Below are 19,219 nucleotides of genomic sequence, written 5' to 3' on the forward strand. Positions count from 1 at the left end.
GGAAATAAACAGCAGCACCTCTTGTTGAGCTACGTGCTCACCGAGCGAATCCCACAGATCAGCTTTTCAAAGTTTCCCTGCTGAAACAAGGGCCGCATGGATAGTTTTGAACGGCAAAAGAAGTGAAAGCGGTGCATCAAGCAACGGCACTGCCCCATAGCTGGCATACCACTGTGCAACCAGATCATTCTTCGCATCGATGAGAAGAGCAACACCGCCAACCTGTGCAGCAACAAGCAAGCAACGACGAGCGACAGCAAGCAATAACTGCCCACCCATACTGCGGCCCGGAACAGATCGGTCAACTGCTAAACGACCAAGCCTGAAGACCGGCACCTCATGGCGGGCTAATCCTCGTTTGATCACTTCCGGAGTTTTCTCATAGGTAACAGACGCCGGGGCTATACTGTAAAAGCCGAGAATCTTCCTGACGTCACTATTTTCCACTGCCAGAAAAGTTTTGGCCCCGCCACTGATATGAGTTTTTCTGGCATGACGCCACAAAAACTCATTCAAGGCTTCATCCCCGCAATCAAAAGCAAACCGGCGGTCATGGCTTTTGGTGATCGGCTCTTCGTGCCAGGCAGGAAGAGTCATGATCGCTTCGGCAAAGCACGTGCTGCTGCCATGAGTTTTGCATTAGGTAGCGGAGGATCTTCCAGCAATTTCAGGACATGTACGCGATCCCTCCCTGTAAGCTCTATCAGTTCGTACTGATCGATTACCTTTTGAGCCGCAGAAACAACGGTGCGGGTGACAAACTCCGTCAAATGCGTATTCTGTATTGCCGCAGCACGCATCAAAAGAGACTTCTCTTCCGAAGCAATCCGCAGCGACAACCTCTCGTTACCTTCTACCGGAATCTGTGGCATAACCATACCCTCCTGTTGGTTCATGACTATTCACAGGAATATAGGACGTTATTCGAGACGTACACCTTCAAAGCGTACAAAACATCATAACTGCCTTATATTCAGCAAGAGCCTCTCCCGGTAGACGGACTCTTGTAACACAGGACTTGGTTCTATATATTCAAGCATAAGGCAGCTCTCACCAGTTGGGATAAAATCATGAAGATTTTCAAAAACAAGTGGTTTGCCAAGTTCGCCAGGGAAAAGGGCATTCTCGACACTGACCTGTGCGAAACAGTAAAAGATGCCGAGAGTGGGCTTATAGATGCAGATTATGGAGGCGGAGTTATCAAGCAGAGAATTGCTCGACCAAATGAGGGGAAATCAGGCGGCTTTAGGTCAATTGTTCTCTATCGCGCAAAAGAAAAAGCATTCTTTGTTTATGGCTTTCCAAAAAAGGACAAGGATAACATAAAAACAGACGAGATTCGATGGTTCAAAAAGATGGCAAAAAGCACTTTTGCACTTTCCGAGGAACAGCTCGAACAACTCATTACAACCGGGAATTTTATACCTGTAGAACCCAATGAAAATGACTAAAACCTACAAGAGCGATGCATTTGCAGCGATCCATGAAACCATGTCAGGCATGTATGATGCTGGTGTTATCGACAAAAAAACGATGCGCCAGTTTGACGAAGCCTGCCTGACACCGGTACATGAGTTCAGTGCAACTGAGATTAAAGCCTTGCGTGAGCGTGAGGAGGTGAGCCAGACGGTTTTCGCCCTATACATGAATGTGAGCAAAGATTCAGTCAGCCAATGGGAACGCGGACTCAAAAAACCGGCAGGCCCGACACTCAAGCTCCTTTCTCTAATAAAACAGAAAGGGCTGTCAGCTATTGCCTGACTTATCCTTATTGATGGTTTTAGAGCAGCCTACACAAAACTCACCGTAAATCAGACCGAGGCTGCGTTTTAAAAATAGCACCCCGCTCCATTCAACGGATAATCACATAATGCAATGTTCCCGGCGCATCAAGTCTCGCTCCTCTCGGCATGTCACCTCCCCACATGTTATGCTGACTGATTCTTTACTGTGAGTAATATATAAACATACACCGGCCTCTTCTCTTATTGAACAATCTCCCCTGGGGGCGAAGCCCCCTGGAAAAATCTCAATAGACCTTCAGCAATACATCAGCGGGTATGTGCAGTTCCTTGTGCAGAAGCCGAATTTGACGGATCGATAACGGGCGCTTCCGGTTTAACAGGTCACTTGTCCGGCTTTTCGATCCGATAATCCTTGTCAAATCCTGTTGGTCCATCCCCATTTGATCCATTCGAAATTCAATGGCAGCAATGGGATCAGGACTATCAATGGGAAAGTGCTCTTCTTCGTAGTTTTCAATCAGAATTCCGAGGATTTCAAGCTCGTCACCATCCTTTGTATCCGTTTTTGCATCAAATATCTCCTCAAGGCGTTTGAGCGCCTGCTGATAGTCTTGTTCTGTCTTTATCGGTTTGATTTGCATGACATTCTCCTAAATCATTGTTGCATCAATTTTATCATATTCAGCATGCGTTCCCACAAACCGGATGAATACCTGACCGTAATCAGAGTTAATCATTGCAGATTGAGAATTTCATTAAGCTGGCAATCAAACAGAGCATCGTCTGACTTGATAGTCCCGTTAAACTCATAGCGAATCTTCAATCGTGAGTGATGACCGGGTTCAGCAGGGTTAAAAAGAAGGTCATCATCACGTTTTTTGGTATCACAATGAGCCAGAGCATCAGGAAATCCCTCATTACCACAACAGCAACCGAGCAGGTTGGCATAGTTGAGCTGTTGTTCCGGATATTTCTTGCGGGAGTGCCAATGCTCTACTTTCATATTCCTGTCGTCAGGCTCAATGCGACCCATGCAGTAAGCACAAAGATAACCCTGTTCTGCAACAAGTTGAACTCGTATATCCTGTTTTACTGGTGTAAAATTCTGTCCATCAAAAACTGCTCCTTGTTGCAACCTGTAATGCTGCAAGGATTGTGGTTCCGTAGTTTTGGTAATGGGAATCATTCGCCAACTTCCCTCTCGGGCTCCAGCATAGCAATAGTCGCTTCAGCTTCCACAATATCTGGAATCGATCCCTTCAAATCGACTTTCAGTTTTTGGATAAGCTCCCTTGCAACATCAAACTGATCATGGTCGATTTTTGCAGCAATCTCTTCAATACGCTTCGGGACGGCGCTGTTGATTCCCGGATCATCCATCAACTCCCGGAGAATTTCTGCCGAGTTCAAACCGATGGACTGCCTGGGAATGGTAAACTTTATGTGGTTATCCTCCTGGTAAAGCAATCGAATAGATTCGGGTGCAACTTCACTGAGTATCTGTGGCGAATGAGTTGTGACAACAAACTGCACATTCGGAAAGACCTTTGTGAGATTGGTAACCGCTCTTCTCTGCCAAGCCGGATGGAGATGAAGATCTATTTCATCAATCAGGATAACCCCTTCGCCATCAAGTGGATTCTGCTTCCGGGGATTTGCAATTGCCAGACGACGGGCAATATCGCCGATCAGCGCAATAAAGCAGGTTTCACCAACCGAAAGCGAATCAATTCTCAACTCCTGATCTCCTTTCGTTACAACCATGCGAAGGGGCTGACGCTTTATCCTAAAGTCATGGTATTCAGGCAGAAACTTCTCAAGCGCACTCCGCACGGCTTGCAACTGCGGATCAAGAAACTCCATTGGGTCGACGTTATTGAGTATGCCTTTGGCTCGAAGGTTCTCATTTTCAATATCTTCCCGTTCACGGAACCACTCAAAAAAGAGGCGAAAATTCGCACCGCTGCTCAAAAGGTTATCGTAGACTGAGATGGGATCAAATTCGTGCCTTGTTCTTATTCGTTGAGGCAAATCAGTATCCTTCACTGCCCGATCAACAGGATAACAGGTAAAAACAGGCAGGGAATGATCTCTCTCCAACTGATGTCGAAAGTGACGAACGATATCCTGAAGAACGGTAAAGTTACTCATGCTGAGAGCGTGTGTTCCTATGCGGTTTTTTGCTATCAACCACTCGCCAGAAGATGTTTGAACGGAAAGAAGAGAAAATTTCGCTCCATTTTTAATCTCAACGTCTTTGATATAACGTCCCTTGCCTGAATCACGTTTCGTTCGAGCTGTCAACCAGGATAGTAACATGGCCAATGCATCAACAACCGTCGTTTTCCCTCCCCCGTTAACCGCAGCGATAACCGTCAGCCCCGCATCAAACGGGAGGCACAACTCCTCAATACCCCGAAAATTCTTCAGTGTGACTGTCCGGATTTTCATCATGAGTCCATAACGATCTGTAACGTGGCCGATAACTGCTTTTTTCCTCTTTTAAATTTGGTGAACAGTTCGCTTTCAAGCAACAACTATCTCCGTTTTGGCGGATCGTTTTGATCTGGGCTTTTTGGTGCTTTCGAGTTTGGCTTTTTCTTTGAGAATCCGTTTCAGCAGATCTTCTGCGGGTTCGTCGTTGGGGTAAGAGGTGGCGAGTTCGCCTTTGAATGCTTTGGCGAGTACTGACTGTTCGATTTTTTTAACCTCTGATGTTTACCTTTTTCCTTGCCTTTTTTCCATAACCTGACCCGGCTTCGTGAACTTTTTCTGCTGCACGGCCTTGAGGAGCGGATAGCAAAGCTTTTGATCCTCTTATCCTTGATGCAGATTTTTTTTGAACGTGTGCAGTGCTCAATTCAGCCTCACTCCCGCTAACGCTTTCCGGTATTGCAATGAGCACTATACAAAGGGCAGCCTCAAACTTTGCTATGGTTTCAAGGGTAAGATTTTCATTCCCTTTGAGCAGTTTGCTTACCTGCTGAGGGCTGACTCCGGTTTTTTCAGCAAGCTCTTTCTGCGTCATTCTATTTGCCTGTAAAGCACCAAGAATACGCAGTGCAATATTGGAAGACCTCTCCAGCCAAGCCTCATTTACCTCATCGCGTAACGCTTTTTCCATCCACCTCGAAGGCTCTTTTGACAGGAGGTTATCAATTTTTTCTTTCATGTTGCTTATGGTCATCGGTTCATATCTCCAGATATTCAAAATCAGTTTGGTCTCGTAAATCATGGTCAACAAGGAATTGCCTGACTTTTTCAAGTTTCTGCAGCTCTTCCTGCAAATATGGAGCCTCCATGTTCAGTGTTACTTTTATAGCGCCACCGGTGATAACAAAACAGTTTGCCGCAAAGCGTATTGCATAAATTCGCAACCATCGTTTTTCCCTGTTGCCCCGTGCCTTGCTTTTCTGCAGAGGTTTCAGGGTATACTCATTGTTGTTGAGCGGCTGAAAGATATTCTGCAACACTTGCTGGCGACCTGAAATGCCGTTCTTCGCAAGCGAAAACATGGTTTGCTGCAGAAGTTTCGCCTCATGACGAGTAGCTTTAACCGCTTGTTCAACAGATATTCCTTTGTATATGCCACTTTGTACTTCACTCCTGTGATCCTGAAAAAAGCGGTAAAGATAACCCGAATCCAAAGGTCAAAAAGCCGCTCAAACTCGTCAGGCTGACTTGCGGCAAACCGGATTGCGTACAAACCTTCCCCGGTAACCCTGTCGGTAATAATACGAACCAACTTCATAAAAATCAACCTATAAGTTTATTTTTTGAATTTTATTGAGCAACTGCAACCTGATGTTGCGGAGGTCGCTAGAAATTTCAATGCAGTGCCAGCGGCCAAATTCGCACTTATCATGCACGTCACACTTTTAGATTAAATACCGAGCGCCTTCGTCACCTCGGCTTTCAGTTGCGGATAGGAAAGGGCTCCGGCAGTTCGCCATTTCAGCTCTCCCCGGTGAAAGAGCATGAGCGCAGGAATGCTCTGTACCTGGTATCGGGATGCTGCTTCGGGCTGTTTATCGACGTTCACCTTCACCACCGTAAGCCTGCCTTTGAATTCTGCGGCAAGCTGTTTGACCACTGGAGCAACGCTTCTGCAGGGTCCGCACCACTCTGCCCAGAAATCGACAAAGACGGGAAGAGGACTTGACTGAATGAGATCATGGAGTGACTGTGCCATAATGAAATTTTTTGATTGATGATACCGCGGTCAAGAACGTAAAGATTTTATCACTCCTTTACCAACCCTGATTCCTCTTCTTTCCGTTCTCCCTGCACAAGCTCCGCTGACCAGGTTATGTTGCACCCCGACGCTCTCAGCATGGCGGCAACGCTGCAGTACTTCTCCATCGAAAGGCGCACGGCTTTTTCACATTCGGCAGGGGTGCAACCTGGACTTTCAAGGGTGTAGAGTATCTGGATTGCGGTAAAAACCTTGGGGTGCTCTTCAGCCCTTTGAGCCGTTACCTCTGCCTTGAGGAGGAGCGGCTCTCTTCTCATCTTTTTCAGAATGCTGATGATATCCATCATGGAGCAGGCGCCAAGCGCTTCAAGGACGGTATCCATTGGTGAAGCTGCAGAGCCGGTGCCTGAAAACTCGGGAGAGGTGTCAAAAAGGGTTTGATGGCCTTTGCCATCTATGCCGGAGAGCGGCATTTTTTCATTGAACGTGACAGTTACATGCATATCTGTTTAGAGAATAAAATTAGCCGAATAACGAGCTTGTTCTGCCTTTGAGTGGCAGCAGTGCCACTAATGCTTTCGAAACATGAAACTTATAGAGAGCGGCCCCGGTTAGAGCAGAACAAAAAGGAAAATAATCAGAAAAAAGTAACTTACGCTCCCCCCGAAATGAGGCTGAAGCGCCTCGGCAGAGCGGTAAATTATCTGACCAATCTATGAATGATCTTTTAAGGAAGCCAAGGAAGGTCTACGTTTCACGGAAAATCGAGTTTAATGCCGCTCACCGTCTTTTCAATCCGCTCTTTACGGAGCAGGAGAACCTTGAGCTTTATGGAAAATGCAGCAATACATTCGGCCACGGGCACAATTATCTGCTTGACGTGACCATTTCGGGCATTGCAAACCAGGAGACGGGTTTTCTCTTCGATTTGAAAGAGCTTAAAATAATCCTTGAGGAGGAGATCATTGCCCGGTTCGACCACAAACACCTGAACCATGACGTACCGGAACTGCAGGAGTGCGTTCCTACTACCGAAGTGCTCGCGGTGCTGATATGGGATATTCTTGAAAAACGACTGCACAACATCAATAACCGGGAGCTTTCGCTCCATGAAGTGACTATCTATGAAACAGGAAAAAATGCCGTCCGCTATCTCGGAGAGTAACCCCCTTCCTTCAGGCAGGAGGAGCTGCTACGATGATGACGACTGCATGGCGGAACATGTACAAAACGACCCCATGATTATCAACGGGATCTCCAGTGCGGTCTCTGCCATGCTTGAAGGAATCGGAGAGGACCCTCAACGGGAAGGGTTGCTGAAAACACCTGAACGGGTTGCGAAATCGCTTCGCTTTCTGACCAAAGGGTATCGTGAGGATCCTGAAGAGCTTTTGAAAAAGGCGGTTTTTACCGAGGCCTATGATGAAATGGTGCTGGTGCGGGATATCGACCTCTTTTCAATGTGCGAACACCATATGCTCCCCTTTTTCGGCAAGGCGCATGTTGCCTATATTCCAGACGGTAAAATTGTGGGGCTTTCAAAGCTTGCCCGGGTGGTTGAAGTCTTTGCTCGCCGACTCCAGGTACAGGAACGGCTTACCCAGCAGATCCGGGATGCCATTCAGAATGTGCTGAACCCGAAAGGTGTGGCGGTTGTCATTGAGGCAAAGCATCTCTGCATGGTGATGCGTGGCGTTGAAAAAATCAATTCTGTCACCACAACCTCTGCCATGTCGGGTCAATTCATTACTTCACAGTCTACCAGAAGTGAGTTTCTGCGTCTGATCAAGCCGTAGCTCTCCCTTCTCTCTTCCCCCATCGCTCCCGGAATCAAACCTCCGGGACGATGAGAACAGAATGTTCAGGCTACTCCTCCGCCAACCATCCTTCTACAATTTCCCGCCCCGCCTCTACCGCTTCAGGCAGCAGGAGAGCAACTTCAGGACTTAATTCCATGGAGAGTTCAAGCTCTTTGGGAGGAACGCCAATCAGCACAAGCTCATGGGGCATTTTGCCGCGCAGCCGGGCCAGTCCGAGCAATTCGCTGAATCCCATCTGATGCGAGGACATTTTGCGATGAATAAAAGCGGGTAGTTCATCATTGCGATAGACATAGACCCGGCGCTCATAGTCGAGGGGAATGAGTGCGTCAAAAACAATGACGGCATCGCACGACTCGATGTAGTCGAGCAGGTAGATTCCCTGGGTTCCGCCATCGATACAGTTCACCCGTTCAGGAAAATCCGATGATTCACGAAAACGGTTGAGAGCTGCAACTCCGAAACCCTCATCGCCATGGAGCACGTTGCCAAGGCCGATAATATTGATACGATTGTACTTCACAGCAAAATTGATTGGTTGAGCATGATAACAAAAAGCCCACTGCGGGAAGGTTAAACCTCTGCAATGGGCTTTAGACAGAACAAAAACAGATAACGCAATACTTTCCACTCAAACAGGTTCTTCTTCAACCTTGTGCTTGAAACCGGTAATGATTGAAGAGGTAACGCTGGTACGATCGACCACATCGTGACGGATAACCGCATAAAGGTGCATGATGACATAAATCGGCAACATCCATGCCCCAAGATGGTGTATGAAATGAAGGGTGTAGCTACCGCCGAAAAGGGGAATCATCCAGCCAAACAAGGTTTCGTTGAACCCTCCCGGATTGTTTTCACCATACATTGCCAAGCCCGAAAGAATCATGAAGGTCGAGCCGCAGAAAATGAAGACAAAGTGAGCCAGAGCTGCAACGGGGTTATGACCTACGTAGTTCGGCTCATCCGTGCGCAGAAAGAGATAGGACTCAACCTGCTCCCTGAAGGGCTTGCCCCACCAGGAGGGCGACCATGGCCTGAAACCGCCAAAGCGGGCATATTTATCACCACCAAAGAGCGCCCAATAGAGGCGGAAAAGAAAGTTGGCGATAAAAATAAAGGCAAAAACGAAATGCATATAACGCCACCAGCCCATGCCCTTATACCAGACCGCTTCACCGAGCGGAGGGCTCAGCAAAGGGGCGGCGATATACATTCCCGTTACAAAAAGAACCACCATACACAGGGCATTGATCCAGTGATAAAACCTGACAGGCAGCCTCCAGACGTAGATTTCTTCTATTATTCTCCCCATGACACAGCTCCGTTTAGACGATTGTAACCGATGTAATCTCCTTGCCGTTCATGTCAAAGAGATGCGAGGCACAGGCAAGACACGGATCGAATGAGTGCACCGTTCTGAGAATCTCAAGCGGTTGTTCCGGATTGACCATCGGCGTACCTTTCAATGCTGACTCATAAGCTCCTGAATTACCATTGGCATCACGCGGAGAGGCATTCCAGGTGGAGGGAACAACAATCTGGTACTCCTTGATCTTCTGATCTTTGATGTGAATCCAGTGACCAAGCGAACCACGGGGCGCTTCAGTGTAACCGAATCCCTTGCACTCTTCAGGCCAGGTTGAGGGGTCCCACCGCTCACTGTTAAAGGTACGGAGATCACCGGTTTTGATATTGGCAACCAGTTGATCGTAGTAATGGCGCATGAAGCCTGCCGTCTGCTTGCATTCAATGCCTCTGGCCGCAGTTCGGCCCAGCGTCGAAAAGAGCGCTTCAGGGCCAACACCAAGTGTTGAAAGCACCAGCCCGACCGTCTCCTTGATCATGGGGTCGCCCTTGGCATAGGCAATCAGCACGCGAGCAAGAGGGCCCACCTCCATCGGATGATTTTTCCAGCGCGGGGTCTTGAGCCAACTGTACTTTTTGTCGGTATCGAGATGCTCGAAAGGTGGTTTTGGGCCGGTATATTTCGGGGTGGTCTCTCCCTGCCAGGGATGCAGACCCTTTGCATCTCCCTTTGTGTAGGTATACCAACTGTGGCTCACCTCTTCGGTTACCTGTGACGCATCCCTTGGATCGACATCAATAACGGTCGTGAGATCCTTGTTGAGAATCGCTCCCCTCGGCCAGAGCAGCGTCTTGAAATCTTCAAGCGTTGTCTCGGGAAAATCGCCATAACTGAGATAGTTGCCAAGGCCTCCGCCATACAATGAATCCTTGTAGTATCCTGCAATGGCAAGCAAATCGGGAATATAGACCTGGTCGATAAAAGTCTGGGTTTCGTCAATGATTTTCTTGATCATCGACAACCGCTCGATATTGATAGCCGTATCACTGTTGGGATCAATGGCACAGGCCATACCACCCACCAGATAGTTTGGATGAGGATTCTTGCCTCCAAAAATGGTATGGATCTTGACAATCTCTTTCTGGAAATCAAGCGCCTCAAGATAGTGCGCCACAGCAATAAGGTTCACTTCCGGTGGAAGCTTGTAGGCCGGATGGCCCCAGTAACCGTTTGAGAAAATGCCAAGCTGACCACTTTCAACAAAGCCGACAAGGCGCTGCTGCAACTCCTTGAAGTAGCCTGGTGATGATTTCGGCCATGGAGAGATGCTCTGTGCTATAACGGAGGCCTGTTTCGGATCGGCCTTGAGAGCGCTGACAACATCGACCCAGTCAAGAGCGTGAAGGTGGTAAAAGTGCACCAGGTGATCCTGGGTCACCTGTGTTGCATTCATCAGATTCCTGATGATACGGGCATTGGTCGGAACCGCGATACCAAGTGCATCCTCAACGCAACGAACCGATGCAAGGGCGTGTACGGTCGTACAGACACCGCAGATACGTTCGGCAAAAGCCCATGCATCCCTCGGGTCGCGTCCTTTAAGAATCACCTCAATCCCCCGCCACATCGTGCCGCTGGAGTAGGCCTCCTCAATCATATTGCTGTCGTTCAGCGTCGCCTCTATTCTCAAATGTCCCTCAATACGAGGAATCGGATCAACTACTATTTTTTTGGCCATGAGCTACTCCCTGGGTTAAGCTTTATCTTGATGATCATGCTTCTCTGATTTTGCCTTCTTTACAGCGGTCACTGCAGCATGTGCGGCAGCGCCCGCAGCGGCGGCACCAACGGCAATAATACCAATTTTGTCGGCATTGCTGTCAGTGCCAAGGAACGGGACATCGGCAAGTCTCTGGTAGAATGGACCTCTGTCCCAGAAATTCGGCTCAGAGCAGCCAATACAAGGGTGACCGGAACCGATCGGAAAGCTTGTGCCCCCGTTCCACTGTATCTTGGAACAGGAATTATAGGTGGTTGGACCTTTGCAACCCATCTTGTAGAGGCACCACCCTTTTCTTGTCGCTTCATCATCAAAGCTTGAAACAAACATGCCTGCATCAAAAAAAGCACGCCGATAGCATTTATCGTGAATCCTCGTGTTATAAAAAGCTTTTGGACGACCAAAACGGTCAAGTTCAGGTAAGGTGCCAAAGGTATGGAAATGGGTAATAACACCGGTCATCACCTCTGATATCGGTGGACAGCCTGGTACCTTGATAATGGGCTTGTCTTTGATGATATCGGAAACCGGAGCGGCTCCTGTTGGGTTGGGATCAGCATTCTGCACACAACCAAATGAAGCACAGGCACCCCACGCAACGATTGCTGCTGCATCGGCGGCAGTCTCTTTCAGAGTATTCAGAAAAGAATCGCCGCCTACCATGCAATAAACGCCATCATCTTTTGTGGAGGCGTTTCCTTCAACAGCGAGGATGTATTTTCCCTTGTACTCTTTCATGATCCTGCGGCGCTGATCCTCAAGCTGATGACCTGCAGCAGCGCTGAGAACATCATCATAATCAAGGGAGATCATGTTGAAGAGTATGTCTTCAATAGAGGGGTGGGATGATCGGATAAAAGACTCGGAACAGCAGGTGCATTCAAGGCCGTGAAGCCAGATTACCGGAGTCCTTGGTTTCTTCTCCATTGCCTCGACAATAGTGGGCAGCAGAGACGGTGAAAGACCAAGATAGACTGATGTAAGGGAGCAGAACTTCAGAAAGTCTCTGCGGCTTACCCCCCTCGCTCTGAATACATCGGCAAAGGTCTGATTACTTTGCATCACTACCTCCATTTAATAATATCAGTTTATCTGGAACTATTTCTTAAGAAAATAAGAGAATTAAGGGATTTATCCTTTCATTTCCGAAATGATCATCATAAAAACTCATTATCCAAAAGGTAACAATTGTTCTCGGAACTCCCATAAAAAAACCCCGTTCATCCTTGCGAAAAACGGGGTCTAAAGCATTGACTCAGGCTCTGCTCACTTCACTGGAAAGGTAATGCCAAACATGGAGGATGAATGCATGGCAAAATCAGAGAGCGGTGTGAAAAAGAGACCGAAAAAGATGGTCAGAAACATCAGGAAGGCCATCAAAATTTGAGCGGTCATCCCGGGGTTCATATTCCTGTCGTCAGGCTGTTTTGATTCACGAAGGAACATGTTGAGAGGAATCAGCATGTAGTAGTAGAGCGATATCACACTGGTCATGATACCGATAAGGGCAATCCAGATGTAGAGGGAACCTTTGTCGAGCAGTGCAAGGAAGATCATAAACTTGCCATAAAAGCCCACCGTCGGGGGAAGGCCGACAAGAGAGATCAAAAAGACGGTCAATGCAGCGCCTGCAAGCGGCATTCTTTTGCCAAGGCCACGATAATCGTCAAGGTTTTCACTGCCGGTTTTGTTCGAGATAAGAATCACGACATAGAATGCTCCGAAATTCATGAGGAAATAAGAGAGCAGATAGACAAGGGTCGCCTGGGTACCAATCTTGTTTATAAGAATGACACCGAGGAGCAGATAACCCGCATGAGCAATGGAAGAGTATGCGAGCAAGCGTTTGACATTTTTCTGCCAGAGAGCCACGACGTTGCCATAAATCATTGATGCAACAGAGAGGATCAGGAGCAGCGAGAGCCAGTCGAAACCGAGAATATCTTCGTAGGGAAGACCACCATGGGGCACAGCGACATAGAAAAAGCGCATAAGCAGGGCAAACCCTGCTGCCTTTGAGGCAACGGAAAGATAAGCGGTAATGGGAGTCGGGGCTCCTTCATAGACGTCGGGCGTCCAGAAATGGAACGGTACGGCACCAATCTTATAGCCAAATCCAGCCAGAATCAGGAGCGTAGCCAGAATCATCAGGAGCGGATCGTAGCCATGTGTGGCGAGCTCGGCGCTGATCTTGATGAGATTAGTCTGGGCAGTAAGACCGTAGATGAGTGAAAAACCGTAGACCATGAGGCCTGATGAGACTGCGCCATACACAAGATATTTCAGGGCAGCTTCCGATGAACGGGCGTCGCGTTTGAAATAGCCGGTAAGAATGTATGCGGTGAAACTCACCAGCTCCATCGAAAGGAAGATCATCAGCAGATCAGCAGAAGAGGCCATCATGATCATACCGATTACCATAGCTACGATGAGCGCATAATACTCACCCATACTTTTCACCTCCCGCTCGAACTGCTCGTCAGCCATCGTAACGATAACGGCAAGCATACCCGAGAAGACGGAAAAGTATTTAAAAAAGAGAGCAAACTCATCAAGGACATACATCCCGAAAAAAAGCTCTCCCGCTGGCAGGCTATCCTGCTGGTAAATGAAGACGACGCTGCCCGCAAGCCCGAGAAGGGTTGTTATGGAGAGCAGATTGTTTTTGCGCCCTTTTGCAACGAGATCAACCAGGATCAAGAGCATAAAAAGCACGGACAGATAAATTTCAGGTATAAAAAATCCAACGCTTGCTTTCAGACTCGCAATTATACCTTGAATTTCAGCACCTGATGGCAGCTCGAACATAATTCTCTTCGTTTATTCTTTAACCTCAGTCAATTCCATTAAATCACATCTGTGACATCACCACGGGTGAAAGCACTTGAACCAACTTGTTAATGCTCGTCGTCAGCATACCGAGCACAGGCATCGGATAGATACCAAGGAAAATAGTAATCACAACGAGCGGGACAAGCATGGCAAGCTCACGTCCGTCAAGATCAAGCTTTCCCTTCCAGTCATGAAAATGGATATGCTCATGACCATCTTCACCAACTTCAAGATCATAAGCCGCATCATCCCTTCTCTTGCCAAGGAACATCCTTTGCAGAGACCAGAGCAGGTAAGCTGCACCGAAAACAATGCCGAGCACCGAGACAATGGCGATAGGCCTTGTTGTTTCAGAACTGAAAGCGCCAACAAAGACCAACGCTTCAGAGATAAAACCACTCAGACCAGGAAGACCAAGAGAGGCAAACCAGGCAACCGTAACAATGGCCGCATAGACCGGCATGTATGAAGCGAGTCCGCCGAATTTTTCGATCTGGCGAGTATGCGCCCGGTCATAGATAACACCGACCAGAAGGAAGAGCATGGCGGTAATGGTGCCATGATTAAACATCTGATAAAGCGCACCAACCATACCTTCGCTGTTTCCGGCAGAAAGACCGAGCAGCACGTAACCCATGTGACTGATCGAAGAGTAGGCAACCATTTTTTTAAGATCCTTCTGTGCCAGTGCACAGAAAGCGCCGTAGATAATGTTGATGGCACCAAATATTCCTATGACATACATCGAGGCCTGAAAGACCTCGGGAAACAGCGGAAAGTTGATACGAATCATGCCATAGGTACCAAGCTTCAGAAGCACACCGGCAAGGATAACCGAAATAGGTGTCGGCGCTTCAACGTGAGCATCAGGAAGCCATGTATGGAATGGAAACATAGGCACCTTGATAGCAAAACCGATAAAGAGAACAATAAAGGCGACATAACGCCACACAACATTATCGGGGCCGAGAATGGCATCCTTGATATAATTTTCCTGGCTTGCCATGGCAACAAGGCTGAAGGTATGGTTTCCGGTCAGCGGATCGATGACACTGAAATAGAGTCCGATCATGACAAGAAGCATGAACACCGAACCAAAAAGCGTATAGAGGAAAAACTTGATCGCTGCATATTCACGGTTAGGACCACCCCAGATGCCAATAAGGAAGTACATCGGAAGAAGCATAACCTCCCAGAAAACGTAAAAGAGGAAGAAGTCAAGCGCTACAAAACAGCCCATCATAGCCGAGGCGAGCAGGTTGTAGAGGATAAAATAGCCCTTCACCTGTTTCTGTATGGTCCAGCTTGAAAGAATACCAATTGCCGAGACAAGGGCAGTCAGAATCACCATGGTGACCGATATTCCATCAATACCAAGGAAATACTCAATGTTCAGTGAACCAAAACCACCAAGATTGAGACTGATCCACGGAACCCTCTCAACAAACTGGAATGAGCCCAGCGGACTTCCCCCTGGCCCAGCGGTTATTCCGGGTAGCGCAGGATCATAACCTCTCCAGATCAGAACCGCCAGCACTCCCTGGGCAAGAGCCGCAAGCAATGAAACAATTCTGATTATCTGCTTTTGCGATGAAGGCACAGCAAGTATTACCAGACCGGCAATAATAGGCAGAAAAACAATTAAACTCAGCATGTTCCGTGTCTGTAAGTTTTCAGATTAAAAGTAAATCTATCTTAGTAGATCAGTCGTGTAAAATAAAAAACAAAGTAACCAGCAAGCACAAGAAGCAACATCACAACATAGGTTTGCACCTTGCCGGTCTGAAACTTTCTCAATACAGCGCCCGTTGTATTGACGGTGAAAGCTGTAAAATTCACGAGGCCATCAACCACGTTTCTGTCAAATCCGTCATTAAGGAAAGCGAATTTTCTGACCAGAAAAGCAACGCCATTGACTATTCCATCAACAACATTGGTGTCGAACCAGGAGAGCATTTTAGCAATAACCATTGACCCCTTGATAACCGTAGCATCATAGATCTCATCCCAGTACCACTTGTTAAGCGAAAAGAGGTAAAGTGGCCTGATGGATTGGGCTGTTTTATCAGGATCAATAATCCTGAAGACGTAAACAACAAATGCCATGCCAATACCGAGCGCAACCATCAGGGTGGAAATATAGATTGCGGTGTAGTGCGCAGCATGTCCGGCATGAACGATTTCTGCCTGGCGCGGATCCGAGTAGACTTGTCCGCCATGTCCAACTGAAGCAACACCATGTTCGGCAACACCATGAGCAGCTCCATGTTCAGGAAGAGCGACTTCAGCAGCCGGAACAACTCCCGCAAGATGCGGTGCAACCGTACCTGCAGGATGGGCACCTATCTGTGGATTGGCGGCACCCACAACCGTTGCCGGGGTCGGAATCATCTTCATAAACCACCCTTTTGCGCCATCAAGGGGATCCGGGGAATAGACAAAAAATACGGAAAGTGTCGCCAGAACAACAAGTGGCGCCCGCATGTTCCATGAAACCTCATGTACTCCATGAGCAGCATGATGATCGTCGGTATGCGCATCATGACTGGCATGTGCATGATGAGCCTGATGATGATTGTCGGCTGGTTTCAGGTGCGTGCGACTTTCACCGAAGAAGACAAGCCATATCTGACGCCCCATATAGAAAGCGGTAAGCATGGCAGAAAAGAATCCAAGAGCAGGAATGAGATAATAAATACCGCCACCCTCTACCTCAGCAAAACCGAGAGCGCCTGCAAGAATAGCATCTTTGCTCAGAAAACCGCTGGTAAGAGGCAAACCGGCAAGGGCAAGCGTTGCAAGGGTAAAGGTTGCAAAGGTCCATGGCATCTGTTTGCGAAGACCGCCCATCCAGCGCATGTCCTGTTCATGGTGCATGGCATGGATAATGGCGCCTGAACCAAGAAAAAGACAGGCTTTAAAAAATGCGTGCGTAACAAGGTGAAAGAGTGATGCCGAGTAGGCGCCAACACCAAGACCAAGAACCATGTATCCAAGCTGCGAGACCGTCGAATAGGCAAGAACCCTTTTGATGTCATGCTGGGTAATTGCTATGGTTGCTGCCATGAAGGCTGTCATGGCACCGATAAAGGCGATAACATGCAGTGCGTCAGGTGTCAGCATCACAAAGATGCGGGCAACAAAGTAAACGCCTGCGGCAACCATAGTAGCCGCATGGATCAGGGCCGATACCGGTGTCGGGCCCTCCATGGCATCAGGAAGCCATACATGAAGCGGGAACTGAGCCGACTTGCCTACGCAGCCCATAAAGAGAAGGATACCCGCAGCCGTTAACCAAGCATTGGAGAGAGCAAACTTTCCTGCTGCAAGATTGGCATAGATCTGCTCGAAGCTGAAGGTGTGGAACTGGGAATAGAGAATCAGAATACCAAGCCACATACCGATGTCGCCGACACGGTTGGCAAGAAATGCCTTTTTCTGTGCATCAGCCGCACTATCCTTTTCAAAGAAGAATCCGATAAGAAGATAGGAAGAGAGACCGACGAGTTCCCAGAAAATATAGATAGCGAACAGATTATCAGAGAGTACGATGCCAAGCATGGAGAAGGTAAAGATCCCCAGATAGGCAAAATACCTTCCATAATTCTTGTCCCCGGCCATATATCCGGTTGAATACAGGTGAACAAGCAGGCTGATAAGCGTTACCATTGTGAGCATAATGGCCGTGAGGTTGTCGATAACAACGCCCATCTTGATCTGCAGCGGGCCTACCCCCGGTACATTGCCCAAATCAATCCAGGTAAAATCCCAGGCAATCCTGAATGCCGGATCGTAGGCCTGCACAATGACCGACCAGAAGATATAGGCAGAGATGCCAAATGCTGTGCCAAGTATTCCAACTCCAAGAAAATCACCGTTTCTGGGAAGACGACGATTAAAAAAGATAAGAATGACAAACGAGAGCAGCGGCAGCAGCAGTACGACTATTGATAACTGAATTAAACTGTGCATGTTCCTTTAGTTTACACCGAAAAAAAATTAATACTTTTGGAGCTGTAACGCCCTGTTACTCTTTCATTGAATCAATACTTGAAACATCGACGCTCTTGAATATCTTGTAAATATTGATCACGATAGCGAGAGCAATGGCAGCTTCAGCGGCGGCGATAACAATAATAAAGAGAGCAAACATCACTCCTTCCATCCCACCGTTATATTTTGAGAATGCCAGAAAATTGATGTTGGCCGCATTAAGAATAAGCTCAACACCCATCAGGACAACGATGGCATTTCTCCGGGTCATGACGGCAAAAAGGCCGAAACCCAGCAGAAAGGCCGATATTGTCAGGTAATGATTGAGTCCAATAGTCGTCAACTGTTCCATACTGTAATAGACTTATTAATTCGTTATTTACCAGGCTTGTCGAAACGCGCGAGAAATGCTGCCCCGATAAGTGCTGCAAGCAGCAGAATCGAGACCATTTCAAACGGAAGAACATAGCGTGACATGGTTTCAAATCCAATCCGCTCCACAATACTGCCCTGAAGCATGGTTTCGGAGGGCATCCATCCATGCGTGGTATAAAAAGTATAGAGCAAGCCTCCAACAATGGCGGCAAGCAAAAGCGTACCGGGAATGATATGAAGCACCTCACTTTTCTGACCGACATGCATGATGCTGTTGGTAAACATCACACCGAAAAGCAGCAGAACAAGAATACCACCCACATAAACAACAACCTGGGTAACTGCAATGAAATCAGCACTCAAAAAAACATAGAGAGCAGCCACACCAAAAAAAGTGAAGAGCAGCGAAAAAGCAGAATAGATAACATTCCGCGTAAAGACGACAAAGGCGGCTGAAAAGAGCGTTATGGCCGCAAAGAGATAAAAGATGACCGTATAGGTTGGGTTACTCATAGTGTTAGAGCACATTAATTGGTTCGCCTGATTCTCCGCCCTTGCTTGCCTTAAGGGCCTCCGCTGCCTTCTTCTCCTTTTCCGCCTGCGCCTTGGCCTGGATTTCAGCAAGCTTGCGACGTTTGGCCTCAGCCTCAAGATGGGAAAGGTTTCCGAAATGATAGATAAAATTGCTTCGGTCAAACTCAGAAAAATCACTTACCGGAGTATGCACAAGACATTCGGTCGGACAGACTGTTGTGCAAATACCGCAGGTCATGCACTTTGCCACATCGATATCAAAAACAGGAATCCAGAACTTTTTCTGCTGTCCATCGGAGGTTTTTCCACAAAGCGCCATATCATCCGGAGCAACTTTGATAGTCTCCATAGTAATACAGGAAATCGGACATGCCCTGACACACTGACCGCAACCGATACAATCTTCAATTTTATTATAAAGACGGTAGCGACCATGCTTTGGTGTGGGGATCACCTCCCTCGGATACTGCAGGGTGCAGAGACCGTCAACCTGACGGAAATAATCTACATCATCAAGACCAGCATCACCTTTGCGATGGATGGCATTGAAAAAATGCTTCAGGGTGATTCCCATGCCGGCAGCAATCGTAACTGCTCCGGTTTTTATATTCCCGAAATACTCACTCATAATCTATA

General features: G+C 47.7%; 24 protein-coding genes. 4 read left to right on the forward strand and 20 right to left on the reverse strand.

Translation table 11 applies throughout. The annotated features are described in order from the left end of the window. Positions 1 to 66: 66 nt before the first annotated feature. Both AC56AD_RS09275 and AC56AD_RS09280 read right to left on the reverse strand, forming a co-directional pair. Positions 67 to 597 (reverse strand): hypothetical protein, encoded by a 531-nt coding sequence (locus tag AC56AD_RS09275; protein ID WP_012508555.1) that lies wholly within the window; start codon positions 595 to 597, stop codon positions 67 to 69. After that, positions 594 to 896 (reverse strand): type II toxin-antitoxin system TacA family antitoxin, encoded by a 303-nt coding sequence (locus tag AC56AD_RS09280; protein WP_223293891.1) that lies wholly within the window; start codon positions 894 to 896, stop codon positions 594 to 596. Before AC56AD_RS09280 ends, AC56AD_RS09275 begins: the two co-directional genes overlap by 4 nt. Before the next feature lie 174 nt (positions 897 to 1,070). Between AC56AD_RS09280 and AC56AD_RS09285 the strand changes: the two genes are divergently transcribed. Together AC56AD_RS09285 and AC56AD_RS09290 are read left to right on the forward strand one after the other, a co-directional pair. After that, positions 1,071 to 1,451 carry a type II toxin-antitoxin system RelE/ParE family toxin gene (locus tag AC56AD_RS09285; RefSeq protein WP_012508557.1) on the forward strand — a complete coding sequence of 127 codons (381 nt, stop codon included), beginning with the start codon at positions 1,071 to 1,073 and terminating at the stop codon, positions 1,449 to 1,451. Further along, on the forward strand, positions 1,438 to 1,761 hold the full coding sequence (locus tag AC56AD_RS09290; RefSeq protein WP_041526503.1) for a helix-turn-helix domain-containing protein: 324 nt from the start codon (positions 1,438 to 1,440) through the stop codon (positions 1,759 to 1,761). The genes AC56AD_RS09285 and AC56AD_RS09290 overlap by 14 nt, the downstream gene beginning before the upstream one ends. A gap of 268 nt (positions 1,762 to 2,029) precedes the next feature. Here the strand turns inward: AC56AD_RS09290 and AC56AD_RS09295 are convergent, their stop codons facing one another. From AC56AD_RS09295 to AC56AD_RS09330, 8 genes are all read right to left on the reverse strand, one after another. Then, complete coding sequence (locus tag AC56AD_RS09295; protein ID WP_012508559.1) at positions 2,030 to 2,386, reverse strand: helix-turn-helix domain-containing protein; 357 nt, start codon at positions 2,384 to 2,386, stop codon at positions 2,030 to 2,032. Positions 2,387 to 2,395: 9 nt separating this feature from the next. Next, a complete protein-coding gene (locus AC56AD_RS09300) occupies positions 2,396 to 2,482 on the reverse strand; it encodes a type II toxin-antitoxin system HigB family toxin (protein WP_083765320.1) in 87 nt (28 codons plus the stop codon). Further along, positions 2,479 to 2,931, reverse strand: coding sequence for a retron system putative HNH endonuclease (locus AC56AD_RS09305; RefSeq protein ID WP_012508560.1), 453 nt, complete (start codon positions 2,929 to 2,931; stop codon positions 2,479 to 2,481). The genes AC56AD_RS09300 and AC56AD_RS09305 overlap by 4 nt, the downstream gene beginning before the upstream one ends. Further along, positions 2,928 to 4,199, reverse strand: coding sequence for an AAA family ATPase (locus AC56AD_RS09310; RefSeq protein WP_049759920.1), 1,272 nt, complete (start codon positions 4,197 to 4,199; stop codon positions 2,928 to 2,930). The genes AC56AD_RS09305 and AC56AD_RS09310 overlap by 4 nt, the downstream gene beginning before the upstream one ends. A gap of 250 nt (positions 4,200 to 4,449) precedes the next feature. Beyond that, positions 4,450 to 4,932 (reverse strand): helix-turn-helix domain-containing protein, encoded by a 483-nt coding sequence (locus AC56AD_RS09315; RefSeq protein WP_012508562.1) that lies wholly within the window; start codon positions 4,930 to 4,932, stop codon positions 4,450 to 4,452. A gap of 4 nt (positions 4,933 to 4,936) precedes the next feature. After that, entirely contained in the window at positions 4,937 to 5,392 is a 456-nt protein-coding gene (locus tag AC56AD_RS09320) for a hypothetical protein (protein WP_012508563.1), read from the reverse strand. Between the two features lie 236 nt (positions 5,393 to 5,628). Further along, positions 5,629 to 5,937, reverse strand: coding sequence for a thioredoxin (gene trxA, locus AC56AD_RS09325; protein ID WP_012508564.1), 309 nt, complete (start codon positions 5,935 to 5,937; stop codon positions 5,629 to 5,631). Between the two features lie 50 nt (positions 5,938 to 5,987). After that, complete coding sequence (locus AC56AD_RS09330; protein ID WP_012508565.1) at positions 5,988 to 6,443, reverse strand: OsmC family protein; 456 nt, start codon at positions 6,441 to 6,443, stop codon at positions 5,988 to 5,990. 212 nt (positions 6,444 to 6,655) lie between these two features. Between AC56AD_RS09330 and AC56AD_RS09335 the strand changes: the two genes are divergently transcribed. Further along, positions 6,656 to 7,105, forward strand: coding sequence for a 6-carboxytetrahydropterin synthase (locus AC56AD_RS09335; RefSeq protein ID WP_012508567.1), 450 nt, complete (start codon positions 6,656 to 6,658; stop codon positions 7,103 to 7,105). Continuing rightward, complete coding sequence (gene folE / locus AC56AD_RS09340) at positions 7,065 to 7,736, forward strand: GTP cyclohydrolase I FolE (protein WP_041526504.1); 672 nt, start codon at positions 7,065 to 7,067, stop codon at positions 7,734 to 7,736. The genes AC56AD_RS09335 and folE overlap by 41 nt, the downstream gene beginning before the upstream one ends. A gap of 70 nt (positions 7,737 to 7,806) precedes the next feature. On the opposite strand, the gene AC56AD_RS09345 is transcribed toward folE, so the two are convergent. The 10 genes from AC56AD_RS09345 to AC56AD_RS09390 all read right to left on the reverse strand — a co-directional run bounded on the left by AC56AD_RS09345 (position 7,807) and on the right by AC56AD_RS09390 (position 19,211). Continuing rightward, positions 7,807 to 8,283: a HyaD/HybD family hydrogenase maturation endopeptidase gene (locus AC56AD_RS09345; RefSeq protein WP_041526812.1), complete on the reverse strand. Its 477-nt coding sequence runs from the start codon at positions 8,281 to 8,283 to the stop codon at positions 7,807 to 7,809. Between the two features lie 108 nt (positions 8,284 to 8,391). After that, positions 8,392 to 9,075 (reverse strand): Ni/Fe-hydrogenase, b-type cytochrome subunit, encoded by a 684-nt coding sequence (cybH, locus tag AC56AD_RS09350; protein WP_012508570.1) that lies wholly within the window; start codon positions 9,073 to 9,075, stop codon positions 8,392 to 8,394. Positions 9,076 to 9,088: 13 nt separating this feature from the next. After that, entirely contained in the window at positions 9,089 to 10,807 is a 1,719-nt protein-coding gene (locus AC56AD_RS09355; RefSeq protein WP_012508571.1) for a nickel-dependent hydrogenase large subunit, read from the reverse strand. 15 nt (positions 10,808 to 10,822) lie between these two features. Beyond that, positions 10,823 to 11,911 (reverse strand): hydrogenase small subunit, encoded by a 1,089-nt coding sequence (locus tag AC56AD_RS09360; protein ID WP_012508572.1) that lies wholly within the window; start codon positions 11,909 to 11,911, stop codon positions 10,823 to 10,825. Positions 11,912 to 12,115: 204 nt separating this feature from the next. Continuing rightward, on the reverse strand, positions 12,116 to 13,657 hold the full coding sequence (locus AC56AD_RS09365) for an NADH-quinone oxidoreductase subunit N (RefSeq protein ID WP_012508573.1): 1,542 nt from the start codon (positions 13,655 to 13,657) through the stop codon (positions 12,116 to 12,118). A gap of 43 nt (positions 13,658 to 13,700) precedes the next feature. Continuing rightward, positions 13,701 to 15,335, reverse strand: coding sequence for a complex I subunit 4 family protein (locus AC56AD_RS09370; protein ID WP_012508574.1), 1,635 nt, complete (start codon positions 15,333 to 15,335; stop codon positions 13,701 to 13,703). Positions 15,336 to 15,376: 41 nt separating this feature from the next. After that, positions 15,377 to 17,653 carry an NADH-quinone oxidoreductase subunit L gene (nuoL, locus tag AC56AD_RS09375; RefSeq protein ID WP_012508575.1) on the reverse strand — a complete coding sequence of 759 codons (2,277 nt, stop codon included), beginning with the start codon at positions 17,651 to 17,653 and terminating at the stop codon, positions 15,377 to 15,379. A gap of 55 nt (positions 17,654 to 17,708) precedes the next feature. Further along, on the reverse strand, positions 17,709 to 18,026 hold the full coding sequence (gene nuoK, locus AC56AD_RS09380) for an NADH-quinone oxidoreductase subunit NuoK (RefSeq protein ID WP_012508576.1): 318 nt from the start codon (positions 18,024 to 18,026) through the stop codon (positions 17,709 to 17,711). Positions 18,027 to 18,049: 23 nt separating this feature from the next. Beyond that, a complete protein-coding gene (locus AC56AD_RS09385) occupies positions 18,050 to 18,562 on the reverse strand; it encodes an NADH-quinone oxidoreductase subunit J family protein (RefSeq protein ID WP_012508577.1) in 513 nt (170 codons plus the stop codon). 4 nt (positions 18,563 to 18,566) lie between these two features. Further along, a complete protein-coding gene (locus AC56AD_RS09390) occupies positions 18,567 to 19,211 on the reverse strand; it encodes a 4Fe-4S dicluster domain-containing protein (RefSeq protein ID WP_012508578.1) in 645 nt (214 codons plus the stop codon). Positions 19,212 to 19,219: the final 8 nt, after the last annotated feature.

Source organism: Pelodictyon clathratiforme, from assembly GCF_982375515.1.